Below are 17,466 nucleotides of genomic sequence, written 5' to 3' on the forward strand. Positions count from 1 at the left end.
CAATATGAAAGAGATTCGTGCTGTATTCCGCCCTGATCGTCTGCATGCCTTACGCCGGGCATTGCGTGAGATTCCAGGTTTTCCCGGTCTGACTGTGATTGAGGTGAAAGGCTTCACTGCGCCGGCCCTCATTAATAATCCCACACTGCAGGAAGAACTGACCGACTTCGCGGGGAAAGTCATGATTTATACGGTTGCCACCGATGACATGGTGGATTCGATCATTGATGTGGTGGTGCGCGAGTGTCAAACCGGTCTTATCGGGGACGGCATCGTCTGGTCACTGCCCGTTGAAACAGCTCGCCGCATTCGTGACGGCAGCCCCCTCTAAATTCCCTGACACTTTTATGCACGATGCCGGCAGCAGGAAGTAAAATCGCCACCTATTCGCGCCCCACCTGTTTACCGAAATACCTCAAGTAGAAATTAAAATACAGTTTTATGGATAAGAAACATGTCGCTATCCCAGTCGTCCGCAAAAGATAAAGCTAAAATCCTGGCCGAGGCGCTGCCGTATATCCAGCGCTTCCACGGTAAGACCATTGTCATTAAGTATGGCGGTAACGCGATGGTCGAGGAAAATCTTAAACAGGGTTTCGCTCGCGATGTAGTGCTGCTGAAACTCGTAGGCATGAATCCCGTGATCGTTCATGGGGGAGGGCCTCAGATCAACGATATGTTGAAGCGGGTCGGCAAGCAAGGCGCATTCATCCAGGGAATGCGCGTGACCGACGCTGAAACGATGGATGTGGTGGAAATGGTACTTGGATTGATCAATAAGGGGATTGTCAATCTTATCAATCAGCACGGTGGTCTTGCAGTCGGTCTGACAGGCAAGGATGGCAGCTTCATTCGTGCAAAAAAAATGCTTATGCAGGACAAAGAGAAAGTGCATGAGTGGATCGATCTCGGCCAGGTTGGGGAAATCGAAAACATAAATCCTGCTCTGATTGAACTACTAGAAACACGTGATTTCATCCCTGTGATTGCCCCCATCGGCGTAGGCAAAAATGGCGAATCCTATAATATCAACGCCGATCTGGTTGCGGGGGAGCTTGCCAGAGTCTTGAACGCTGAAAAGCTGATACTACTCACCAACACGCGCGGCGTGCTGGACAAGGACGGCAATTTGCTGACCGGGTTGACTGCGCAGAGAGTGGATGAGTTATTTGCCAACGGGACCATCTCGGGTGGCATGATACCGAAAATCAGGTCTGCACTGGATGCAGTGAAAAAGGGGGTCAAATCCTGTCACATCATTGACGGGCGTGTGGAGCATGGGTTATTACTGGAAGTGATGACGGATGAAGGCGTGGGTACGCTCATAAGGGCGGCTGTATGAGTTTCAATATTACGCACCCCCTTCCAAAAGGCACCGCGGCGACTGCTGACAGAAGGGGTGAATCAGAAGGGGGTGGGTCCTGAAGTTATATTGAAATTAAAATTATCGAAGCGAAGCGAGGATTTATGGCAGCCAAGCCTGGCGAAAGAAAAGATCAGATCTTGCAGGTTCTGGCTCGGATGCTGGAAGAGCCCCGTGCCGGAAAAATCACCACAGCAGCGCTGGCGGCCAAACTTGATGTTTCCGAGGCGGCGCTCTATCGTCACTTCGCGAGTAAGGCCCAGATGTTCGACGGCTTGATCGAGTTCATCGAGAAAACCCTGTTCAGCCTTATCAATAAGCTGACAGAGGAAGAGAAAAGCGGCATCAGGCAAGTTGAAGGAATCATCGCACTATTGCTCGGCTTCGCGAAGAAGAATCCGGGCATGACGCGGGTATTGATCGGCGATGCGCTGATAAACGAGAATGACCGGTTGCAAACCCGCATCAATCAACTTCACGACCGGCTGGAAGCGACGCTGAAACAGGCGCTGCGCTTCGCTGCCGGAGAGCGGGAAATTGTGGCGGATCTGGACGTATCGGCTCAAGCAAACATGCTGATGTGTTATGTAGCAGGGCGTTGGCACCAATTTGCTAAAAGCGGCTTCAAGCGCGATCCCATGGAGTTTTGGGAGGATCAATGCAAGATGATACTTTCAAGCGAGATGTTCAGGTTTGAGATTCCGGCGGGTGGTTGAAATTCTGGTGTAATGGACGGACGTCCGTTATGCCAGATCATTCGCCGGTGCCACAAACTTTGCAGGCGGCGTCTTTATTCAACTTGATGGAGCGCCATTCCATTGACAAGCCGTTGAGTAACAGCAATCGGCCATCCAGGGTTTGTCCAATATCGAGCAGGATTTTTAGCGTTTCCGCTGCCTGCACACTACCGATGACACCTGCCAGGGGCGCAAATACGCCCATCACTGCGCACCGCATATCCTCATTGTCACCCCTCGCCGGAAACAGGCAGTGGTAGCACGGGCTGCGCGCATGGCGCAGATCGAATACCGCGACTTGGCCATCAAAACGTACCACGGCCCCTGATACAAGCGGTTTTTTGCTGATCGTACAGACACGATTGATGGCATGGCGAGTGGGGAAATTATCGCAAGCGTCGACAACGACATCGGCATCCTCGACCAGTTGCAGCAGCCTCTTCTCATCCATACGCTCGTTCAGCGCAATCACTTTGACTTCCGGATTGATTTCGGAAAGCGTCTGTTTGGCGGAATGGGTCTTGGGAGCTCCGATGCGATCAGTGCTATGAACGATTTGCCGCTGAAGATTGGTCAGATCAACCGTGTCGCTGTCACAGATCGTCAGTGTTCCGACACCGCTGGCAGCAAGGTATAGCGCGACAGGCGAGCCCAATCCGCCCGCGCCAACGATAAGCACATGGGATCGGGTTAAGGCTTCTTGCCCCGATATGCCAATCTGCGGCAACAGGATGTGACGGCTGTAGCGCAGCAGCTGGTCATCATTCATTATGTCTGAGCAAGTTCACGATTTTGACGGCAGGGGGAACGGCGGCTTGTGAGGCAGTATGCGGAATACTCGGGGGTATGGAATGATATTGACGGAGATGGAATTCTCATGCCGCGCAATGCGCCGCATGAGAATTCCATAGTTAAGCTTCTCCGATGGCTTCTAACCCGTCCTGAAATTTTGCCAGAAACCGCTCCTCAACAAACTTGCAAACCTGCAAACCTGCTTAGAGAGGTATCACACTCTCCCCTCGCAAAAATCCAGATTGCTTTTCGCGTCAAAATAATCACAGATTGAAATCAATTCACGATTTTTGCCGAGTTTGCCGAGTTCTTGGCTGTTGCGCCATCTTTGAAATAGTTCATAGCCTGTGTCAGCAGTAAGTCACCGCTGGAACCAAATTCCGCCGGTGGCTCCTGTTTCTTGTCTTTGACCTCTCCGTTCTCGGGTTTTTGTATTTTTGCTGCAGGCTTGGGTGCGGCCTTTGCAGCCTCGGTCTCGGATTTGGCTTCTTCCTTGGCCTCCGGTTTTCCGTTGGATAGATGGCGATCCAGATCAGCTTCGCGCAAACGCTCGGTTTCATCCTTCGCCGCCTCGTCAAGGATATCGGGGGTAATCCCTTTGGCCTGGATGGATTGTCCGTTGGGCGTATAGTAACGTGCAGTGGTAAGCTTGATAGCCGTGTTGTTGCCAAGCGGCAGGATGGTTTGGACCGATCCTTTCCCGAAAGTCTGAGTGCCCATGACGACGGAACGCTTGTGATCCTGCAAAGCACCCGCGACAATCTCCGAAGCAGAGGCCGAGCCGCCATTTACCAGGGTAACCATTGGCACAGTCTTGATTTCCCGCGGCAATTGCTTCAGATAATCGTTTCTTTTATCGCGCAGATAGAATTCCGGACTGGCTTTGAGCTTCATCTTGGCATCATCGGTACGACCGTCGGTATACACTACCAGCGAATCGGGCGGCAGAAAGGCGGCAGACACCGCGACGGCGCCGTTAAGTAATCCACCGGGGTCGTTACGCAGGTCCAGCACCAGCCCTTTCATTGGCACGGAACTCTCCTTGAACAATTTGTCGATGGCCTTGATCAGGTTTTCGCCAGTTTGCTCCTGAAATTGCGTGATACGGATATATCCATAGCCTGGTTCGATCAGCTTCGACTTGACGCTCTGGATTTTGATGACCGCTCGTACAATGGGGAACACCAGCGGCTTGGTCTCACCCTTGCGCAACACGGTAAGGGTAATAGGGGTATCCGGTTTGCCACGCATGCGCTTGATTGCATCGGTAAGCGAGAGTCCCTTGACCGCAGTATCGTCCAGCTTGATGATAAGGTCACCCGGCTTGATGCCTGCGCGGAAGGCTGGCGTATCTTCTATCGGGGAAATGACTTTAACAAACCCATCCTCCATGCTGACCTCAATACCCAAGCCGCCAAACTCGCCCTGTGTGCCGATTTGCAGTTCCTTGAAGGCATCGGTATCCAGATAGGCTGAATGGGGATCGAGGCCGGTTAACATGCCGTTGATCGCCTCTGTGATCAGTTTCTTGTCTCCCACCGGCTCGACGTAATCGCTTTTGATACGGCCGAATACCTCGGTAAACGCCCGGAGCTCTTCGACCGGAAGCGGGTGCGCGACTTCCGGAGTTTCCTTATTGGCGACCGCAGAAAAATTGAGACTGAGCATCACGCCGACGATCGCCCCGGAAACAACCAAGCCGAATTGTCGCATCTTGTCACCCATTAAACGTTTCTCCATTGATTGTCAAAGTGTTGCATTGCTCATTTTATTCTGACCCAGTTCAAAGGGTCAAACGGTTTACCCTGATGACGCAATTCAAAGTATAAGCCGGAATCCGGATTGCCACCGCTGTTTCCGACCGTCGCAATGGTATCGCCGCTGCGAACAGAATCTCCTACCTGCTTATAGATGGTTTCGTTATTGCCGTATAGACTCATGTAACTACCACCATGATCCACAATCATCAGATTACCAAAACCTCTCAGCCAATCGGCAAAAACTACGCGACCCCCTGCAATGGCCTTGACGTTCTCACCGGTAGTCGAACGGATGAACAGCCCTTTCCAGGTAATTCCGCCATCAGCACGTGGACTGCCAAAGCGGTTCACAAGTTCCCCGCGTACGGGCAAACTCAAGCGGCCTTTCAATGATGAGAATAAACTTCCTTGTGTCGATGCATCCGGTAATCTGTCATTGCTAAGGGGAGCAGGGCCAGGGCGGGGGGAACGTTTTTTGCGTGCCAGCATTTTGGCGATTTTGTCCACCAGCCGGGCGAGACGATCTTCGTCGCGCTTGAGTTTGCTGATTTCCCGCCGCTGCTGATCCACCTGCGACGAAATTCGCAGGAGCAGTTTTGCGTGCCCGGTTTTTTGTTGTTCAAGGTGTTTCTTGTGCCCTGCCTGCTTAGCCTGAATCGCCGCGATTTCAGCTGTTTTTTCACGACTCTGGCTGGCAAGCTCATCAAGCCGTTGAAGATTTATGCGGAGAGCATCTATATCTTCCATGCGGGCGCGAGACAGATAACCGTAGTAATGCAGATTACGCGCGATTTCATCGGGGTCTTGCTGATTAAGCAAGAGGCCCAGGTACTCCTTCTGTCCGCCCCCATCGACATAGCGACGGTAAAGTAATTTGCTTAATCGCGATTGTTGCGCCTCAATGTCTTTGGCGACCTGCCCGGATTGTGCCTTTAATTGACCGAGCTTGTCATTGGCCTCATCCTGCTCTTGCTTGAGTGCCGCCAATTTTCGATTGGCGGCACTGATGGCCTGTTCCGATTCGCGAAGTGCGTCCGCCGCTTCCGATTTCGATTCTTCCGTATCTGCCAGTTCTTTCTGTAAGGTTTTGATTCGATCGCGTAATTGTCTCAGTTCTTCCTTATCAACCTTGGGGGCGTCCTTGGGCGCGGCATAAAGCGTGTGCGACAGGATCAATGCGCAGGCAAGCATCAACTTGCGAATCATATTCAGCCAAAGATTAATACCGGTCAGGAATGAGATTTTCAAACGTATCTTTACCAAAAGAAATCATACACGCCGAAGCGATATAGATTCACCTTGGGAAAACTGACGAACTACAATGAAGGCTATCGTACGTAACGTGTGTATCAATAGCAATGGACGAGTGTAAAGCAATGGATGAGCGAAAAACTCATGGCTGAGGTAATATTTTTCCTTGATTTGCGACAACCCGCATCGCTTGTTCAATCTTTGCCTGGTCACCGAGATAATAGCTTCGGAAAGGTTTCAGGCTGTCGTTGTCAAGCTCATACACAAGCGGAACACCGGTAGGGATATTGAGCTCCATGACATCCTGCTCTGAAAGATTGTCCAGATACATCACAAGGGCCCGTAGCGAATTGCCATGAGCGGTAATGAGCACACGTTGCCCGGATTTGACCTGGGGCGCGATGATTTCGTTCCAATAGGGCAGGAACCTTGCCACGGTATCCTCGAGGCATTCGGTCAATGGGATATCGTGACTTGACAGATTCCCATAGCGGGGATCGAATCCCGGATAGCGGTCATCCTCCGGCGTTAGCGCGGGCGGACGGGTGTCATAGCTGCGCCGCCAGATAAGGACCTGCTCTTCACCATACTTGAGTGCTGTCTCAAGCTTGTTCAAGCCTTGCAGTGCGCCATAGTGCCGTTCATTCAACCGCCATGTCAAATTAACCGGGATCCACATCAGATCCATTTCATCCTGCACGATCCACAAGGTACGAATAGCCCGCTTCAATACCGAAGTGTAGGCAATATCAAACGTAAACCCGTTTTCGCGCAATAGGCGTCCGGAATTTTTGGCTTCATCCAGGCCTTTCGGAGTTAAATCCACGTCTGTCCAGCCGGTGAAACGGTTTTCCTTATTCCATGTGCTTTCTCCGTGCCGCAGGAGAACGAGTTTTATCATGTTTTTCTTTTATAAAAAGGATGAGATTTTTCGCGAAGCAATTTGAAATATCGTGTATTTTAAAGTATTTTGGATGCGGATGCAGCACGGAAAAGTGGAGAAGGGCTGGGCGGGGGCGGCAGTGAAAGTTTCCCCCAAACTCCTATATGCAGTAATAGATTGTTTTAACGTGTTTAATGTCGCTCGCAAATCCGGTCATCGGATGAGTCCCGCCGTCGGACGGTTGACGAAGGGCTCACGAAGGTTATATTCCCGTCTTCGCCCGGAACGAGAATTCCGCAACGTTCCCGTCTCTGATAAAATCCCCGGTTAAGTATATAAAGGAGCGTGTACGTGTCATTCCTGCAGAGTAATATTGCCCTGATCATAGCTGCCCTGGCGAGCGGCGGCATGCTGTTATGGCCGTTGTTGCGCCGCTCCGGTAAGGAGGTGGATACAATGGTCGCGGTTCAACTCATCAATTACAAGGACGCGCTGGTATTGGACGTTCGCGAAGCCAGTGAATATGAAGCGGGCCACATCCCCAACTCAAGACATATCCCCGGAGACAAACTCGAACAGCGCCTTCAGGAACTTGAGAAGTTCAAGGATAAGCCCATTATATTGATACATCGAAGCGGCGTGAGCTCTACCGGCAAAGCCGGCGCGCTCCTGCGCAGTAATGGGTTTGCCCATGTGCGCACCCTGGCGGGTGGTATCGATGTATGGCGACAGGCGAATTTACCGATAGTGAAAAACAAAAGAGGGGGTTAAATGACTAGGGTAGTCATGTATTCCACCGCTTTTTGTCCATATTGCATAATGGCGGAGCGAATGTTGCGTGCCAGGGGAGTGAAGGAAATAGAAAAAATTCGTGTTGACCTGGAACCTGCGCGACGTGACGAGATGATAAAAAAAACCGGGCGCCGTACGGTGCCCCAAATCTACATAGGCGAGACCCATGTAGGGGGTTATGACGATCTGGCAAAGCTCGATCGCAGCAATGGATTGGTAAAGCTCCTGACCACTTGATGGCACCGCTTGCGAAGAAGCAGGATACGCTGGTTGGCAGCATCAGTGCGGCGAATACAATACTCGCCCATGTTACTTTCCAGGTGCTCTCCGAAACGCCGTTAAATTTATGCCGTTCATGCCTTGTACGACCTGAATACAATGTGCAGCCTGCATAGCGTGCCGGCTGTTTCGGTTTCGGGATAGTTTTTACCTCTGCGATGCAGATACTTTACGCTGTATTTTTGATTACTCCTTTTCCGGATTACCCTTATGGAACCCAATACAAATACAAATAATCAGCAGCAGCAGCCGGTTTTCACCATTGAAAAACTCTATGTCAAAGACCTTTCCCTGGAGATACCCAATGCGCCTGGAATTTTTCTTGAGCGCGAGACACCAGAGGTAAATATACAATTGCATACCAAAGGTGAACGTATCGACGAAGGCATGTATGAAGTATTGCTGACAATAACCGTCACCGCGAAGGTCAAGGAGAAAACAATGTTTCTGGTGGAAGTAAAGCAGGCGGGTATTTTTCAGATTCGCCATGTGCCGGAAGCTGACATGGACCCCGTGTTGGGCATTGCGTGCCCCAATATACTTTTTCCATACTTGCGTGAAGCCGTTTCTGATACTGTGACCCGTGCCGGATTTCATGCTGTCATTTTAAACCCGGTGAATTTCGAAGCGCTTTACTATCAGGGAAAACAGCAGGCTGAGCAGAAGGCTGCAACACCGGAAAAGGCGGAAGAAACACAAAAAGTGACGCATTAAACCTAAATCCGGCAGTTGACCGCTCATTTTTCAGTTTAGGGTTATGATCCACAAAAGCTTTTTGTATCACTTGATCTTCATCTTTTGGACGTGTCCGCTACGGGGCGGATTGCACGGTTTTTGCGGCACATGGCTGCGTTGCAACTCCTTGGAATGGGGCGCCTCGAAGCGTCGCACGAGGGGCCCCGCAAAGCGGGGATCGGGCAGCGCAGGGGATGCCGCGACCGCGTTTCATGGCGTCCGCATTCCGCTACGGAGTCGCACCTTCCTGCGGAAGGCACTGCTCCGCCCTGCGCGGTCGCACCATTCCGCGTCATTGCGCCTTGCCCCGCACCCCAAAAATCGCACACTCCACCCCGTCCAACTACCGGATTTAGGTTAAACATGAAGTTTGTGTGTGCCGCATTGCTGAAACGATTGCCGCAGAGCCTGGGCCGCGCAGTGCCGGGAATGGTGGCGTTGATGTTTTCGGCGCATGCCGTCGCGGCGTTCGATTTTTTTTCGATAAACGATAACGCTGCAATCATGTATGACGCGCCGTCTCTCAAGGCGGTCAAATTGTACGTCGCGAGCCGCAACCTGCCAGTAGAGGCGGTTGTAAAAGTCGAAGGCTGGGTCAAGATTCGCGATAGTGAAGGCACTCTTGCCTGGGTGGAAGAAAAAGTCTTGAGCGAACAGCGCTATGTTATTGTTAACGTACCGCTGGCAGAGGCTTATCACACTGCGAATGTAAATTCCGCGCTTGTATTCAAGGCGCAGCAAAACGTCATCATGGAATTGCTTGAGCCCGCGGTAAATGGCTGGGTCAGGGTACGTCACCCCGACGGGCAGCAGGGCTACATCAGGACCAATCAGGTCTGGGGTTCGTGAGAATAACCGTCCTGGGCGCGGGGGCGTGGGGCACGGCGCTGGCCATCAGTCTAAGCGTCAACTCCAACGCTTCCCATCAGGTGACTTTATGGTCGCGAAATCCACGTCATATTGCCGAGCTTGCTTCCCAGCGCGTTAACCGGCGCTATTTTCCCGCTTTCCCTTTGCCTGATTCACTGCGATTGACCTCAGACCTCGGTGCGGCCCTTGAGGTCGCGGAACTTGCTCTGATCGTTGTTCCGGTTTCCGGGTTACGCGAGACATTGCAGGGGGTTGCCGCCAGCGGAAAAACCGTTCCGGTGGTGTGGGGATGCAAGGGATTCGAGGCACAATCTGCGAGGTTACCCCATCAGGTGGCGGAAGAGGAATATGCCGGCGTAGCGCCTTACGGGGTATTGTCAGGTCCCAGTTTTGCCCATGAAGTGGCGCAGGGGCTTCCTACGGCTCTGACTGTGGCATCTCATGACGAGGAATTTGCGCGAAACGTTGCTGCCCAATTGCACACCCACCGGCTGCGGGTTTATTCGTCCAAGGATGTCGTGGGCGTAGAAACGGGCGGTGCGGTCAAGAATGTCATATCGATTGCCGCAGGCATTTGTGATGGCATGGAGTTTGGTCACAACGCCCGGGCAGCATTGATTACGCGAGGTCTGGCGGAAATAACCCGGTTGGGCCTGAAGCTGGGCGGTTGCATGGAAACCTTTATGGGGTTAACCGGAGTGGGAGATCTGATACTCACCTGCACCGGAGATCTGTCCCGCAATCGCCGGGTGGGGCTGGCGCTTGCAGCAGGCCATCCGTTACCAGACATACTGCTGGAATTGGGACACACTGCCGAAGGCGTTCACACGGCGCGGGAAGTGTTGCGGCTTAGTCAGGAACTGAAAGTGGAGATGCCAATTACGAAGGCTGTATGCAGCATACTCGATGATGGCGTGCCGGCAAGAGTGGCGGTGGAAACGCTGCTCAACCGCGAACCGAAGACAGAAAATTACTGAACCGGGAACGGTTTTTTTTAAGATTCTATATGCCTTTCTCGAATCTCATTTGCCGCCACGCTTCGTAGACCACGACTGCAACCGTATTGGATAAATTGAGGCTACGGCTATCAGATACCATGGGTACGCGGATTCTGCGTTGTTCCGGGAAACTGTCCAATATTTCCGCTGGCAATCCGCGGCTTTCCGCCCCGAAAAGAAATGCATCGCCGCTCGCATAGGCAGCCAGATCATAGCGTCGTTTTCCCTTGGTAGAGACCGCAAAAAGGCGGTGCCCGTGCAGGTGCTCGACGCATTCGGTCCAGCTTGCGTGAACCATCACGCTGGCGAACTCATGGTAATCAAGTCCGGCGCGAATTAATTGTTTATCTTCCAGGATAAAGCCCAACGGCTTGATGAGATGCAGCTTTGAACCCGTATTGGCACACAGACGGATGATATTACCGGTGTTGGGCGGGATTTCAGGCTGGTAGAGGATTACATCGAGCATGGCCGGTCTGGATTCTCAAAGCGCTTTTACGAATCACCGGAAAGCGTTCTCGCCACTACCCATCCGCTTATGTGAGCAGCGCCGCATTTGCGCAGTATCTTTGCCAGTTCATTCAGGGTTGAACCGGTAGTCATCACGTCATCCAACATAGCGATGCGCTTGCCTGAAAGATCAGTCTCGCAGGCGAATGCATCCCGGATATTTTTCCCGCGTTCCTTCCATGGCAGTCCCGTCTGGGAGGGAGTATCCTTGACACGGCGGCAGATGGCGGGCAGTAGCGGAATGTCCAACCTTTTCGATACGCGCCGGGCAATCTCGAGCGCCTGATTGAAACCCCGTTCACGCAACCTCACAGGATGGAGTGGCATCGGCACGATGAAATCCGGCAATGCGCCGGCGTCTATCCGCCTTACCAGCAAATCAGCCAGCACGGGTGCTATGGCAAGATTTTTCTGGTATTTGAGGGAGTGAAGTAACGCGTCTACCGGAAAAGCATAATTCACTGCTGCCAGACCAAGATGGAACGCGGGTGGATTAGCCAGGCAAGCGCCACACACGCGCGATTCCGTCGCAGGTAATGCACAGACAGGGCAATAATGTGGCGGTAAATGAGGCAGGCTGTCCCCGCACGGCGAGCAAAAGTCACTTTGAGCGGCACCGCCGCAGAGCAGGCAACTTTTGCTTAATAGCGCCTGCTTAATATTTAATCGACTGTTCAAAAATTTCCTGCAAAAAATTGACAACGACGATGCAATCCGTGATGATAGGTGCGATTCTCCAGGATGAGATTGACTCGGCGCTTTTCCTGCTCCCTTCTTTTTCGTTCATTGTAGCGCAGGTACTCAGTCAATCGCTCAGTCGATGGCTCAGTTAATCACTCAGTTAATCATTGAGCAAAACATAAAGCATCATAAATACGGTATGAGCCAACTTACTTCCGACATAACTGCCGCTTTGGAAACAGGTTCGGGTGCAGCTGACACACTTACCGATAGACTCGCTGAACCGCCCGGTACGGTTGCCGAACCGCTGCGCTGGGATGTTTCCCGCATTGAGGCACTGCTGGATTTGCCGTTCAGCGACCTGATTCATCGCGCGCAATTGGTTCATCGCCAATATCACGATGCCAATGCAGTGCAGCTTTCCACATTGATTTCAGTGAAGACTGGCGGCTGCCCAGAAGACTGCGGCTACTGCCCTCAGGCGGCGCGCTACCACACGAGTGTGGAAAATCAGGATATGTTGTCCCTCGATGAGGTCGTGACAACGGCTGCCGCCGCAAAAGCGCAGGGGGCGTCGCGTTTTTGCATGGGCGCAGCGTGGCGTGGGCCCAAGCAGCGCGACATCGAAAAAATGGTGGAAATGGTTAGCGCCGTAAAAGCGCTGGGGCTTGAAACCTGTGCCACCTTAGGCATGTTGAAGTCAGGCCAGGCAGAGCAACTCAGGCAAGCCGGGCTCGATTATTACAACCATAACCTCGACACAGCGCCGGAATTTTACGATGAAATCATTACCACCCGCAATTACGAGGATCGGCTGGATACCCTGGAGAAAGTTCGCAGCGCGGGAATTCACGTTTGCTGCGGCGGCATTGTCGGCATGGGCGAAACGCGGCGTGCCCGTGCTGGCCTGATCGGCCAACTGGCCAATCTCGATCCTTATCCCGAATCCGTTCCCATCAACCATCTGGTGCAGGTGGAAGGCACGCCGCTTCATGGCACTGCGGCGCTCGATCCGCTGGAATTTGTGCGCACTATTGCTGCCGCGCGCATCACCATGCCCAAAGCAATGGTAAGGCTTTCGGCCGGCAGGCAGGAAATGTCGGATGCGGTGCAGGCACTGTGTTTTCTGGCTGGAGCCAATTCCATTTTCTACGGTGATAAATTGCTTACCACCGGCAACCCGGAAGCTGAAAGGGACAAGGCGTTGTTCCATAAACTGGGGCTCCGTTCGATATAATCCCACGCCCCATCCGTGTTATCCATCCGTTTCGCCCGGCCCCCATCGGGTTAACACCGGAATGCTCAACGATCTCACTGAATACCTGCGCAGCCGGGAAAGGAAAAAGCTGTATCGCCGTCGTCTGACGCTGGAAAGCGCCCAGAATACGCGGGTCTCGGTGGATGGGCGGGAATATATCGCGTTTTGCAGCAACGATTATCTCGGTCTCGCCAACCATCCCCGTTTAATCGCAGCAGCCTGCGAAGGCGTCCGCCGATATGGAGTCGGAGCAGGGGCTTCCCATCTTATCAGTGGGCATTCGTTGGCGCACCACGCGCTGGAGGAAGCGCTGGCGAGCCTTACGGGGCTTCCCCGCGCGTTATTATTCTCGACGGGATATATGGCAAATGCAGGGGTGGTGACGGCGCTGGCGGGCCGTGGCGATGCAGTATTTGGCGACAAGCTCAACCATGCCTCACTCAACGATGCCGTACTTGTTTCCCGTGCGAAGTTTAGCCGCTATCCGCACCTCGACATGAATGCGTTGGAACGTCAGCTTTCCGTGTCACCTGCCAAAAGAAAACTGGTGATAACCGACGCCGTGTTCAGCATGGATGGGGATATTGCGCCAGTTCCCGACCTGCTGTCATTGTGCGAAAAATACGATGCGTGGCTGATGCTTGATGATGCGCACGGCTTTGGCTTGCTTGGACCGCAGGGGAGGGGAATTCTGGCCCATTTTAATGTCAGTTCGCCACGCATCATCTACATGGCAACCCTTGGCAAGGCGGCAGGCGTATTCGGGGCTTTCGTTGCTGCACAAGCAGAGGTTATCGAAACCCTGATTCAGCAGGCACGAAGCTACATCTATACCACAGCAACGCCGCCGTTATTGTCTCACGCCTTGCTGAAAAGCCTGGAGTTGATCGAAAGCGAGGAATGGCGGCGAGAAAAGCTGGCACAACTTATCGCAACGCTAAAACAGGAATTGCATCCTTTGCGCTGGAAGCTGCTGCCATCGGCTACTCCCATCCAGCCTTTGATCATTGGCGAGAATGAAAAAGCGTTGCGGATCAGTGACGCGTTGCGGGAGAGAGGAATCCTGGTTCCGGCAATCCGCTCGCCTACGGTTCCGCAAGGCGGATCGCGGCTGCGGATTTCGCTGTCCGCGACGCATAAGATGGAAGACATCGCACGCCTCGCAACCGCTCTGAAAGAGCTGGACAGCCAAATTTGATGAGCTTGTGCATATAAACGATGAGCCTTCATGTTGAATCCATTGGCGTCGGTCCCGATCTCGTTATGCTGCATGGCTGGGCCATGCACAGCGGCGTCTGGCGGGACGTACGCGATGATCTGGCGCAGCATTTCCGCCTGCATCTCGTGGATTTGCCTGGGCACGGTTTCAGCTCGGGGTTCGGTCCGGGGTTCATTCCGGCTCGCGTATCGGGTTTGCAAGGCGGCGCGCTGAAGCACATTGTTGATATGATCGCAGGTGTTTTACCGGCGAACTGTATTGTTTGCGGATGGTCGCTGGGTGGGCAGATCGCAATCGAACTTGCACTGCGCGAACCTTTGCGTGTCAAGGAAATCGCATTGATTTCCACGACACCCTGCTTTGTCAAATGCAAAGATCCACATGAAAGCTCGCAACACGACTGGGATGGGGGGATGGATGCCGCGACGCTACAGTTATTCACGCAGAATCTGAAGCGGGATTACAGAACGACTATGAAAAGGTTTCTTACCTTGCAAGTGAGCGGTGGCAGCGATACCCGTGTGTTAGCGCAGCTACGCAAGAACTTATTGGAACGAGGGGACCCGGATACGACCGCGCTGGAGGCGGGATTACAGGTTCTGTTATCTAGCGATCTGCGGGAGAAAATAAAGAATATCAATCAGAGGGTTTTAATTTTTCATGGCGAGAACGATGCTATCACCCATCCTGATGCAGCAAGATGGATGCATCAGCAATTGCGAAATTCAGAACTCATCATGCTGCCGAACTGCGGCCACGTTCCTTTTTTATCTTATCCTGATCAATTTGCGGACAGTCTGGTTCGGCTGTCACGGTTGGGCAATTAAGTGACCTACGATCATACTATCGACAAGCGCCTGGTGCGCAGCGCTTTCGGGCGGGCAGCGGCGACTTACGACCAGGCGGCAATCCTGCAACGCGAAGTGTGCGACCGAATGCTGTCGCGTCTCGATTACATCAAATATGTCCCTGATGTCATTCTCGATGCCGGGAGCGGCACGGGTTACGGTACACGCAAGCTGCTCACGCGCTACCCGGCTGCCCGGATGCTGGCAATCGATATCGCCCCGGCAATGCACATCCAGGCGCGCCCTGCAGTCTCGGGGTGGCGGAAATTTTTGGCGATTTGGGGGAATCAAGCGGGCAATCAGACCAGCTACATAGGCGGGGACATAGAGCAGATGCCCCTTATAGATTCCTGCGTGGGTCTTGTATGGTCCAATCTGACGCTGCAATGGTGCAATGACCTCAAGCAGACATTTGCCGAGGTGCACAGGGTCCTGAAAACCGGCGGTTTGTTCATGTTCAGCACTTTTGGGCCCGATACCTTGAAAGAATTGCGCCAGGCATTCCGCAGCATGGATGGTTACAGTCACGTCAATCGTTTCACCGACATGCACGACATCGGCGACATGCTGGTGCATAACGGCTTCGCTACACCTGTCATGGATATGGAATATATCACGCTGACCTATGACGATGTGATGGGTGTGATGCAGGACCTAAAAGCCATCGGCGCTCATAATGTTACTCAGGGGAGGCGGCGAGGGCTTACCGGCAGGACTGCATGGCAGAAGGCGATAAGCCATTACGAAACCCTGCGGTTGGAAGGAAAACTGCCCGCGACTTTTGAAGTGGTTTACGGCCATGCCTGGAAGGTACAGTCACGCAAAGACATACTCACGCCCGAGACAAGACGGCAGCTCGGCCTGCTATGAGAGATTCGACACGCATCTTATGACGAAAGGTTATTTCGTCACCGGTACCGGCACGGGGGTGGGCAAGACCCTGACCAGCTGCGCCTTGCTCCATGCCTTGAGTGCGCGCGGCAAGACTACCGTGGGGATGAAGCCAGTTGCGGCCGGCCGCGAGAATGGAAAATGGAATGATGTGGAATCGCTCGCAGCGGCAAGCACGGTCGCCGCTCCGCGAGAACAGGTGAATCCTTATGCGCTAAATCCGCCGATTGCGCCGCATATCGCGGCAAGCCTGGCAGGCGTCAACATCGACATCAACGTCGTCCGCCAAGCCTACCTGGAATTGCAAAAAGTCGCCGATGTCGTGATTGTTGAGGGCGCTGGCGGTTTTCTCGTACCGTTGAATGACCGTCAGGACGGCGCTGACATGGCACAGGCTTTGGGTCTGCCGGTTATAGTGGTGGTAGGGATGCAACTTGGCTGTCTTAGCGATGCGCTGCTGACCGCCCAGGCTGTGCGGGCAACCGGGCTGCTGCTTGCTGGATGGGTGGCGAACTGTATCGAACCGCAAATGGCCGTGTTCGCTGAGAATGTACTTGCGTTGGAACAGCGGCTGGATTGCCCATTGCTGGGGGTGCTGCCATTCGAACAAAATCCCGACGCCAGGAAATTGTCGGCGTTGCTGGATATTGCGAAAATGGAACCAGATGGCTTTTGTATCAACTCATCTTCCCATTAATCCGCCTCATGCGGAGTCGGAGAACCGCTCTCATAACCATGCAGCATAATCGGGTATTCAGACCATTACACCTTGGTGCGCAGGGGGAGTGTTGAGCAAATTTTCTTCTGATTGAAATATGAGCATACCTACGAATATGCCAAGAATGGTTATGACGATACTCGCAAAAAATGCTGTCCAGAACCCCGAAATCCTGAACCCTGGAACGAGCGTCGATACCAGAAGCAGCATCAGGGCATTAATAACCAGCAAAAAGAACCCGAAACTGATCAGTGTCAGCGGAATCGTCAGTATGATGATGACCGGCCTGATTACAGCATTAGCAAAACCTAGCAGGAGCGCCGATATCAGCAGGGATTTTTTATTGGCAAACGAAATACCGTGAAAAATGAAGCTCGCCACCCAAAGCGAGAGCGCAGTTATTCCCCAATGGGCCAAAAACGCCATTACGTTGTCCAGCATTGCCCAGTCCCGGATTTATTCAATCCACCGAATGTCGAACACGTTATTATTAAATAACCGGCGCGGATAGATCTGATATTCACGCCGCGGGATTTCCATTTATCATTATTCTTGTACCTGGTTCTTGGCTATTTGAGGATACCGAAGGTTACCTGAAAGATTGCCGGTAGACATGACACAACCGTCGGCCTTCTTATCGGCAAATTTTACAATAGATATTCTCATCTGCCCGCAAAAACCGCTACATGACCAAAAAACAGTGCTTTAAATACTGGCACGAATTCTGCTTATCTTTACTTATCTTGAATAGCGTCTTCTATGACTGATCTCTGGCTTGCAGATTGTGAATGATGGCTTTGTAACAAGAATTGTTGCTCCGCCTGAACAGGACTATGATGCGTTCGAGCAATTGTTTATCTCGTCGCCAGGGAAAGGGGAAT

The 17,466-nt window shown here is 52.7% G+C and carries 20 protein-coding genes; 13 read left to right on the forward strand and 7 right to left on the reverse strand.

Annotation, left to right across the window (positions count from 1 at the left end; genetic code table 11):
- Positions 1-4: 4 nt before the first annotated feature.
- From CRO05_RS07645 to slmA, 3 genes are all read left to right on the forward strand, one after another.
- Entirely contained in the window at positions 5-331 is a 327-nt protein-coding gene (locus CRO05_RS07645) for a P-II family nitrogen regulator (protein WP_097066486.1), read from the forward strand.
- A 123-nt stretch (positions 332-454) separates the two neighbouring features.
- Complete coding sequence (gene argB, locus CRO05_RS07650; protein ID WP_097066487.1) at positions 455-1,342, forward strand: acetylglutamate kinase; 888 nt, start codon at positions 455-457, stop codon at positions 1,340-1,342.
- 125 nt (positions 1,343-1,467) lie between these two features.
- The gene (gene slmA / locus CRO05_RS07655; protein WP_097066488.1) at positions 1,468-2,079 is read left to right on the forward strand and encodes a nucleoid occlusion factor SlmA; all 612 of its coding nucleotides are present in this window, start codon (positions 1,468-1,470) and stop codon (positions 2,077-2,079) included.
- 37 nt (positions 2,080-2,116) lie between these two features.
- Here the strand turns inward: slmA and CRO05_RS07660 are convergent, their stop codons facing one another.
- The 4 genes from CRO05_RS07660 to gpmA all read right to left on the reverse strand — a co-directional run bounded on the left by CRO05_RS07660 (position 2,117) and on the right by gpmA (position 6,804).
- A complete protein-coding gene (locus CRO05_RS07660; RefSeq protein WP_097066489.1) occupies positions 2,117-2,869 on the reverse strand; it encodes a HesA/MoeB/ThiF family protein in 753 nt (250 codons plus the stop codon).
- A 299-nt stretch (positions 2,870-3,168) separates the two neighbouring features.
- Positions 3,169-4,617, reverse strand: coding sequence for a S41 family peptidase (locus tag CRO05_RS07670; protein WP_097066491.1), 1,449 nt, complete (start codon positions 4,615-4,617; stop codon positions 3,169-3,171).
- Between the two features lie 38 nt (positions 4,618-4,655).
- The gene (locus CRO05_RS07675; protein WP_235001328.1) at positions 4,656-5,900 is read right to left on the reverse strand and encodes a murein hydrolase activator EnvC; all 1,245 of its coding nucleotides are present in this window, start codon (positions 5,898-5,900) and stop codon (positions 4,656-4,658) included.
- A gap of 145 nt (positions 5,901-6,045) precedes the next feature.
- Complete coding sequence (gpmA, locus tag CRO05_RS07680) at positions 6,046-6,804, reverse strand: 2,3-diphosphoglycerate-dependent phosphoglycerate mutase (RefSeq protein WP_097066492.1); 759 nt, start codon at positions 6,802-6,804, stop codon at positions 6,046-6,048.
- Positions 6,805-7,137: 333 nt separating this feature from the next.
- Here gpmA and CRO05_RS07685 point away from each other — a divergent pair, with 333 nt between their 5' ends.
- The 5 genes from CRO05_RS07685 (at position 7,138) to CRO05_RS07705 (ending at position 10,439) form a co-directional block, all read left to right on the forward strand.
- A complete protein-coding gene (locus CRO05_RS07685) occupies positions 7,138-7,557 on the forward strand; it encodes a rhodanese-like domain-containing protein (RefSeq protein ID WP_235001329.1) in 420 nt (139 codons plus the stop codon).
- Positions 7,558-7,815, forward strand: a complete 258-nt coding sequence (gene grxC, locus CRO05_RS07690) for a glutaredoxin 3 (protein ID WP_097066493.1) — start codon at positions 7,558-7,560, stop codon at positions 7,813-7,815.
- A 252-nt stretch (positions 7,816-8,067) separates the two neighbouring features.
- A complete protein-coding gene (secB, locus tag CRO05_RS07695) occupies positions 8,068-8,571 on the forward strand; it encodes a protein-export chaperone SecB (RefSeq protein ID WP_097066494.1) in 504 nt (167 codons plus the stop codon).
- A 384-nt stretch (positions 8,572-8,955) separates the two neighbouring features.
- Complete coding sequence (locus tag CRO05_RS07700; protein ID WP_097066495.1) at positions 8,956-9,441, forward strand: SH3 domain-containing protein; 486 nt, start codon at positions 8,956-8,958, stop codon at positions 9,439-9,441.
- On the forward strand, positions 9,438-10,439 hold the full coding sequence (locus CRO05_RS07705) for an NAD(P)H-dependent glycerol-3-phosphate dehydrogenase (RefSeq protein ID WP_097066496.1): 1,002 nt from the start codon (positions 9,438-9,440) through the stop codon (positions 10,437-10,439). The genes CRO05_RS07700 and CRO05_RS07705 overlap by 4 nt, the downstream gene beginning before the upstream one ends.
- A gap of 25 nt (positions 10,440-10,464) precedes the next feature.
- Here the strand turns inward: CRO05_RS07705 and trmL are convergent, their stop codons facing one another.
- Positions 10,465-10,929: a tRNA (uridine(34)/cytosine(34)/5-carboxymethylaminomethyluridine(34)-2'-O)-methyltransferase TrmL gene (gene trmL, locus CRO05_RS07710; RefSeq protein WP_097066497.1), complete on the reverse strand. Its 465-nt coding sequence runs from the start codon at positions 10,927-10,929 to the stop codon at positions 10,465-10,467.
- A gap of 26 nt (positions 10,930-10,955) precedes the next feature.
- The gene (locus CRO05_RS07715) at positions 10,956-11,672 is read right to left on the reverse strand and encodes a ComF family protein (RefSeq protein ID WP_097066498.1); all 717 of its coding nucleotides are present in this window, start codon (positions 11,670-11,672) and stop codon (positions 10,956-10,958) included.
- A 178-nt stretch (positions 11,673-11,850) separates the two neighbouring features.
- Between CRO05_RS07715 and bioB the strand changes: the two genes are divergently transcribed.
- The 5 genes from bioB to bioD all read left to right on the forward strand — a co-directional run bounded on the left by bioB (position 11,851) and on the right by bioD (position 16,564).
- Positions 11,851-12,888 carry a biotin synthase BioB gene (bioB, locus tag CRO05_RS07720; RefSeq protein WP_097066751.1) on the forward strand — a complete coding sequence of 346 codons (1,038 nt, stop codon included), beginning with the start codon at positions 11,851-11,853 and terminating at the stop codon, positions 12,886-12,888.
- Between the two features lie 61 nt (positions 12,889-12,949).
- Positions 12,950-14,107: an 8-amino-7-oxononanoate synthase gene (gene bioF / locus CRO05_RS07725; RefSeq protein WP_097066499.1), complete on the forward strand. Its 1,158-nt coding sequence runs from the start codon at positions 12,950-12,952 to the stop codon at positions 14,105-14,107.
- Positions 14,108-14,127: 20 nt separating this feature from the next.
- A complete protein-coding gene (locus tag CRO05_RS07730; protein WP_097066500.1) occupies positions 14,128-14,955 on the forward strand; it encodes an alpha/beta fold hydrolase in 828 nt (275 codons plus the stop codon).
- Positions 14,956-15,846, forward strand: a complete 891-nt coding sequence (gene bioC / locus CRO05_RS07735) for a malonyl-ACP O-methyltransferase BioC (protein WP_097066501.1) — start codon at positions 14,956-14,958, stop codon at positions 15,844-15,846.
- A gap of 19 nt (positions 15,847-15,865) precedes the next feature.
- Positions 15,866-16,564 (forward strand): dethiobiotin synthase, encoded by a 699-nt coding sequence (gene bioD, locus CRO05_RS07740; protein ID WP_097066502.1) that lies wholly within the window; start codon positions 15,866-15,868, stop codon positions 16,562-16,564.
- Positions 16,565-16,621: 57 nt separating this feature from the next.
- Here bioD and CRO05_RS07745 read toward each other — a convergent pair whose 3' ends face one another.
- Positions 16,622-17,026, reverse strand: coding sequence for a phage holin family protein (locus tag CRO05_RS07745; protein WP_097066503.1), 405 nt, complete (start codon positions 17,024-17,026; stop codon positions 16,622-16,624).
- Between the last annotated feature and the right edge of the window lie 440 nt (positions 17,027-17,466).

This window comes from Nitrosovibrio sp. Nv4 (assembly GCF_900215485.1).
In the GTDB taxonomy this organism is placed as follows: domain Bacteria; phylum Pseudomonadota; class Gammaproteobacteria; order Burkholderiales; family Nitrosomonadaceae; genus Nitrosospira.

Bases quoted from the DNA above. Each gene is read 5' to 3' on its own strand.
- slmA (WP_097066488.1), top strand. From the start codon at position 1,468: ATGGCAGCCAAGCCTGGCGAAAGAAAAGATCAGATCTTGCAGGTTCTG.
- CRO05_RS07645 (WP_097066486.1), top strand. From the start codon at position 5: ATGAAAGAGATTCGTGCTGTATTCCGCCCTGATCGTCTGCATGCCTTA.
- secB (WP_097066494.1), top strand. From the start codon at position 8,068: ATGGAACCCAATACAAATACAAATAATCAGCAGCAGCAGCCGGTTTTC.
- CRO05_RS07745 (WP_097066503.1), bottom strand. From the start codon at position 17,026: ATGCTGGACAACGTAATGGCGTTTTTGGCCCATTGGGGAATAACTGCG.
- CRO05_RS07670 (WP_097066491.1), bottom strand. From the start codon at position 4,617: ATGGGTGACAAGATGCGACAATTCGGCTTGGTTGTTTCCGGGGCGATC.
- grxC (WP_097066493.1), top strand. From the start codon at position 7,558: ATGACTAGGGTAGTCATGTATTCCACCGCTTTTTGTCCATATTGCATA.
- CRO05_RS07660 (WP_097066489.1), bottom strand. From the start codon at position 2,869: ATGAATGATGACCAGCTGCTGCGCTACAGCCGTCACATCCTGTTGCCG.
- CRO05_RS07700 (WP_097066495.1), top strand. From the start codon at position 8,956: ATGAAGTTTGTGTGTGCCGCATTGCTGAAACGATTGCCGCAGAGCCTG.
- CRO05_RS07730 (WP_097066500.1), top strand. From the start codon at position 14,128: ATGAGCCTTCATGTTGAATCCATTGGCGTCGGTCCCGATCTCGTTATG.
- bioF (WP_097066499.1), top strand. From the start codon at position 12,950: ATGCTCAACGATCTCACTGAATACCTGCGCAGCCGGGAAAGGAAAAAG.
- gpmA (WP_097066492.1), bottom strand. From the start codon at position 6,804: ATGATAAAACTCGTTCTCCTGCGGCACGGAGAAAGCACATGGAATAAG.
- trmL (WP_097066497.1), bottom strand. From the start codon at position 10,929: ATGCTCGATGTAATCCTCTACCAGCCTGAAATCCCGCCCAACACCGGT.
- argB (WP_097066487.1), top strand. From the start codon at position 455: ATGTCGCTATCCCAGTCGTCCGCAAAAGATAAAGCTAAAATCCTGGCC.
- bioD (WP_097066502.1), top strand. From the start codon at position 15,866: ATGACGAAAGGTTATTTCGTCACCGGTACCGGCACGGGGGTGGGCAAG.
- bioB (WP_097066751.1), top strand. From the start codon at position 11,851: ATGAGCCAACTTACTTCCGACATAACTGCCGCTTTGGAAACAGGTTCG.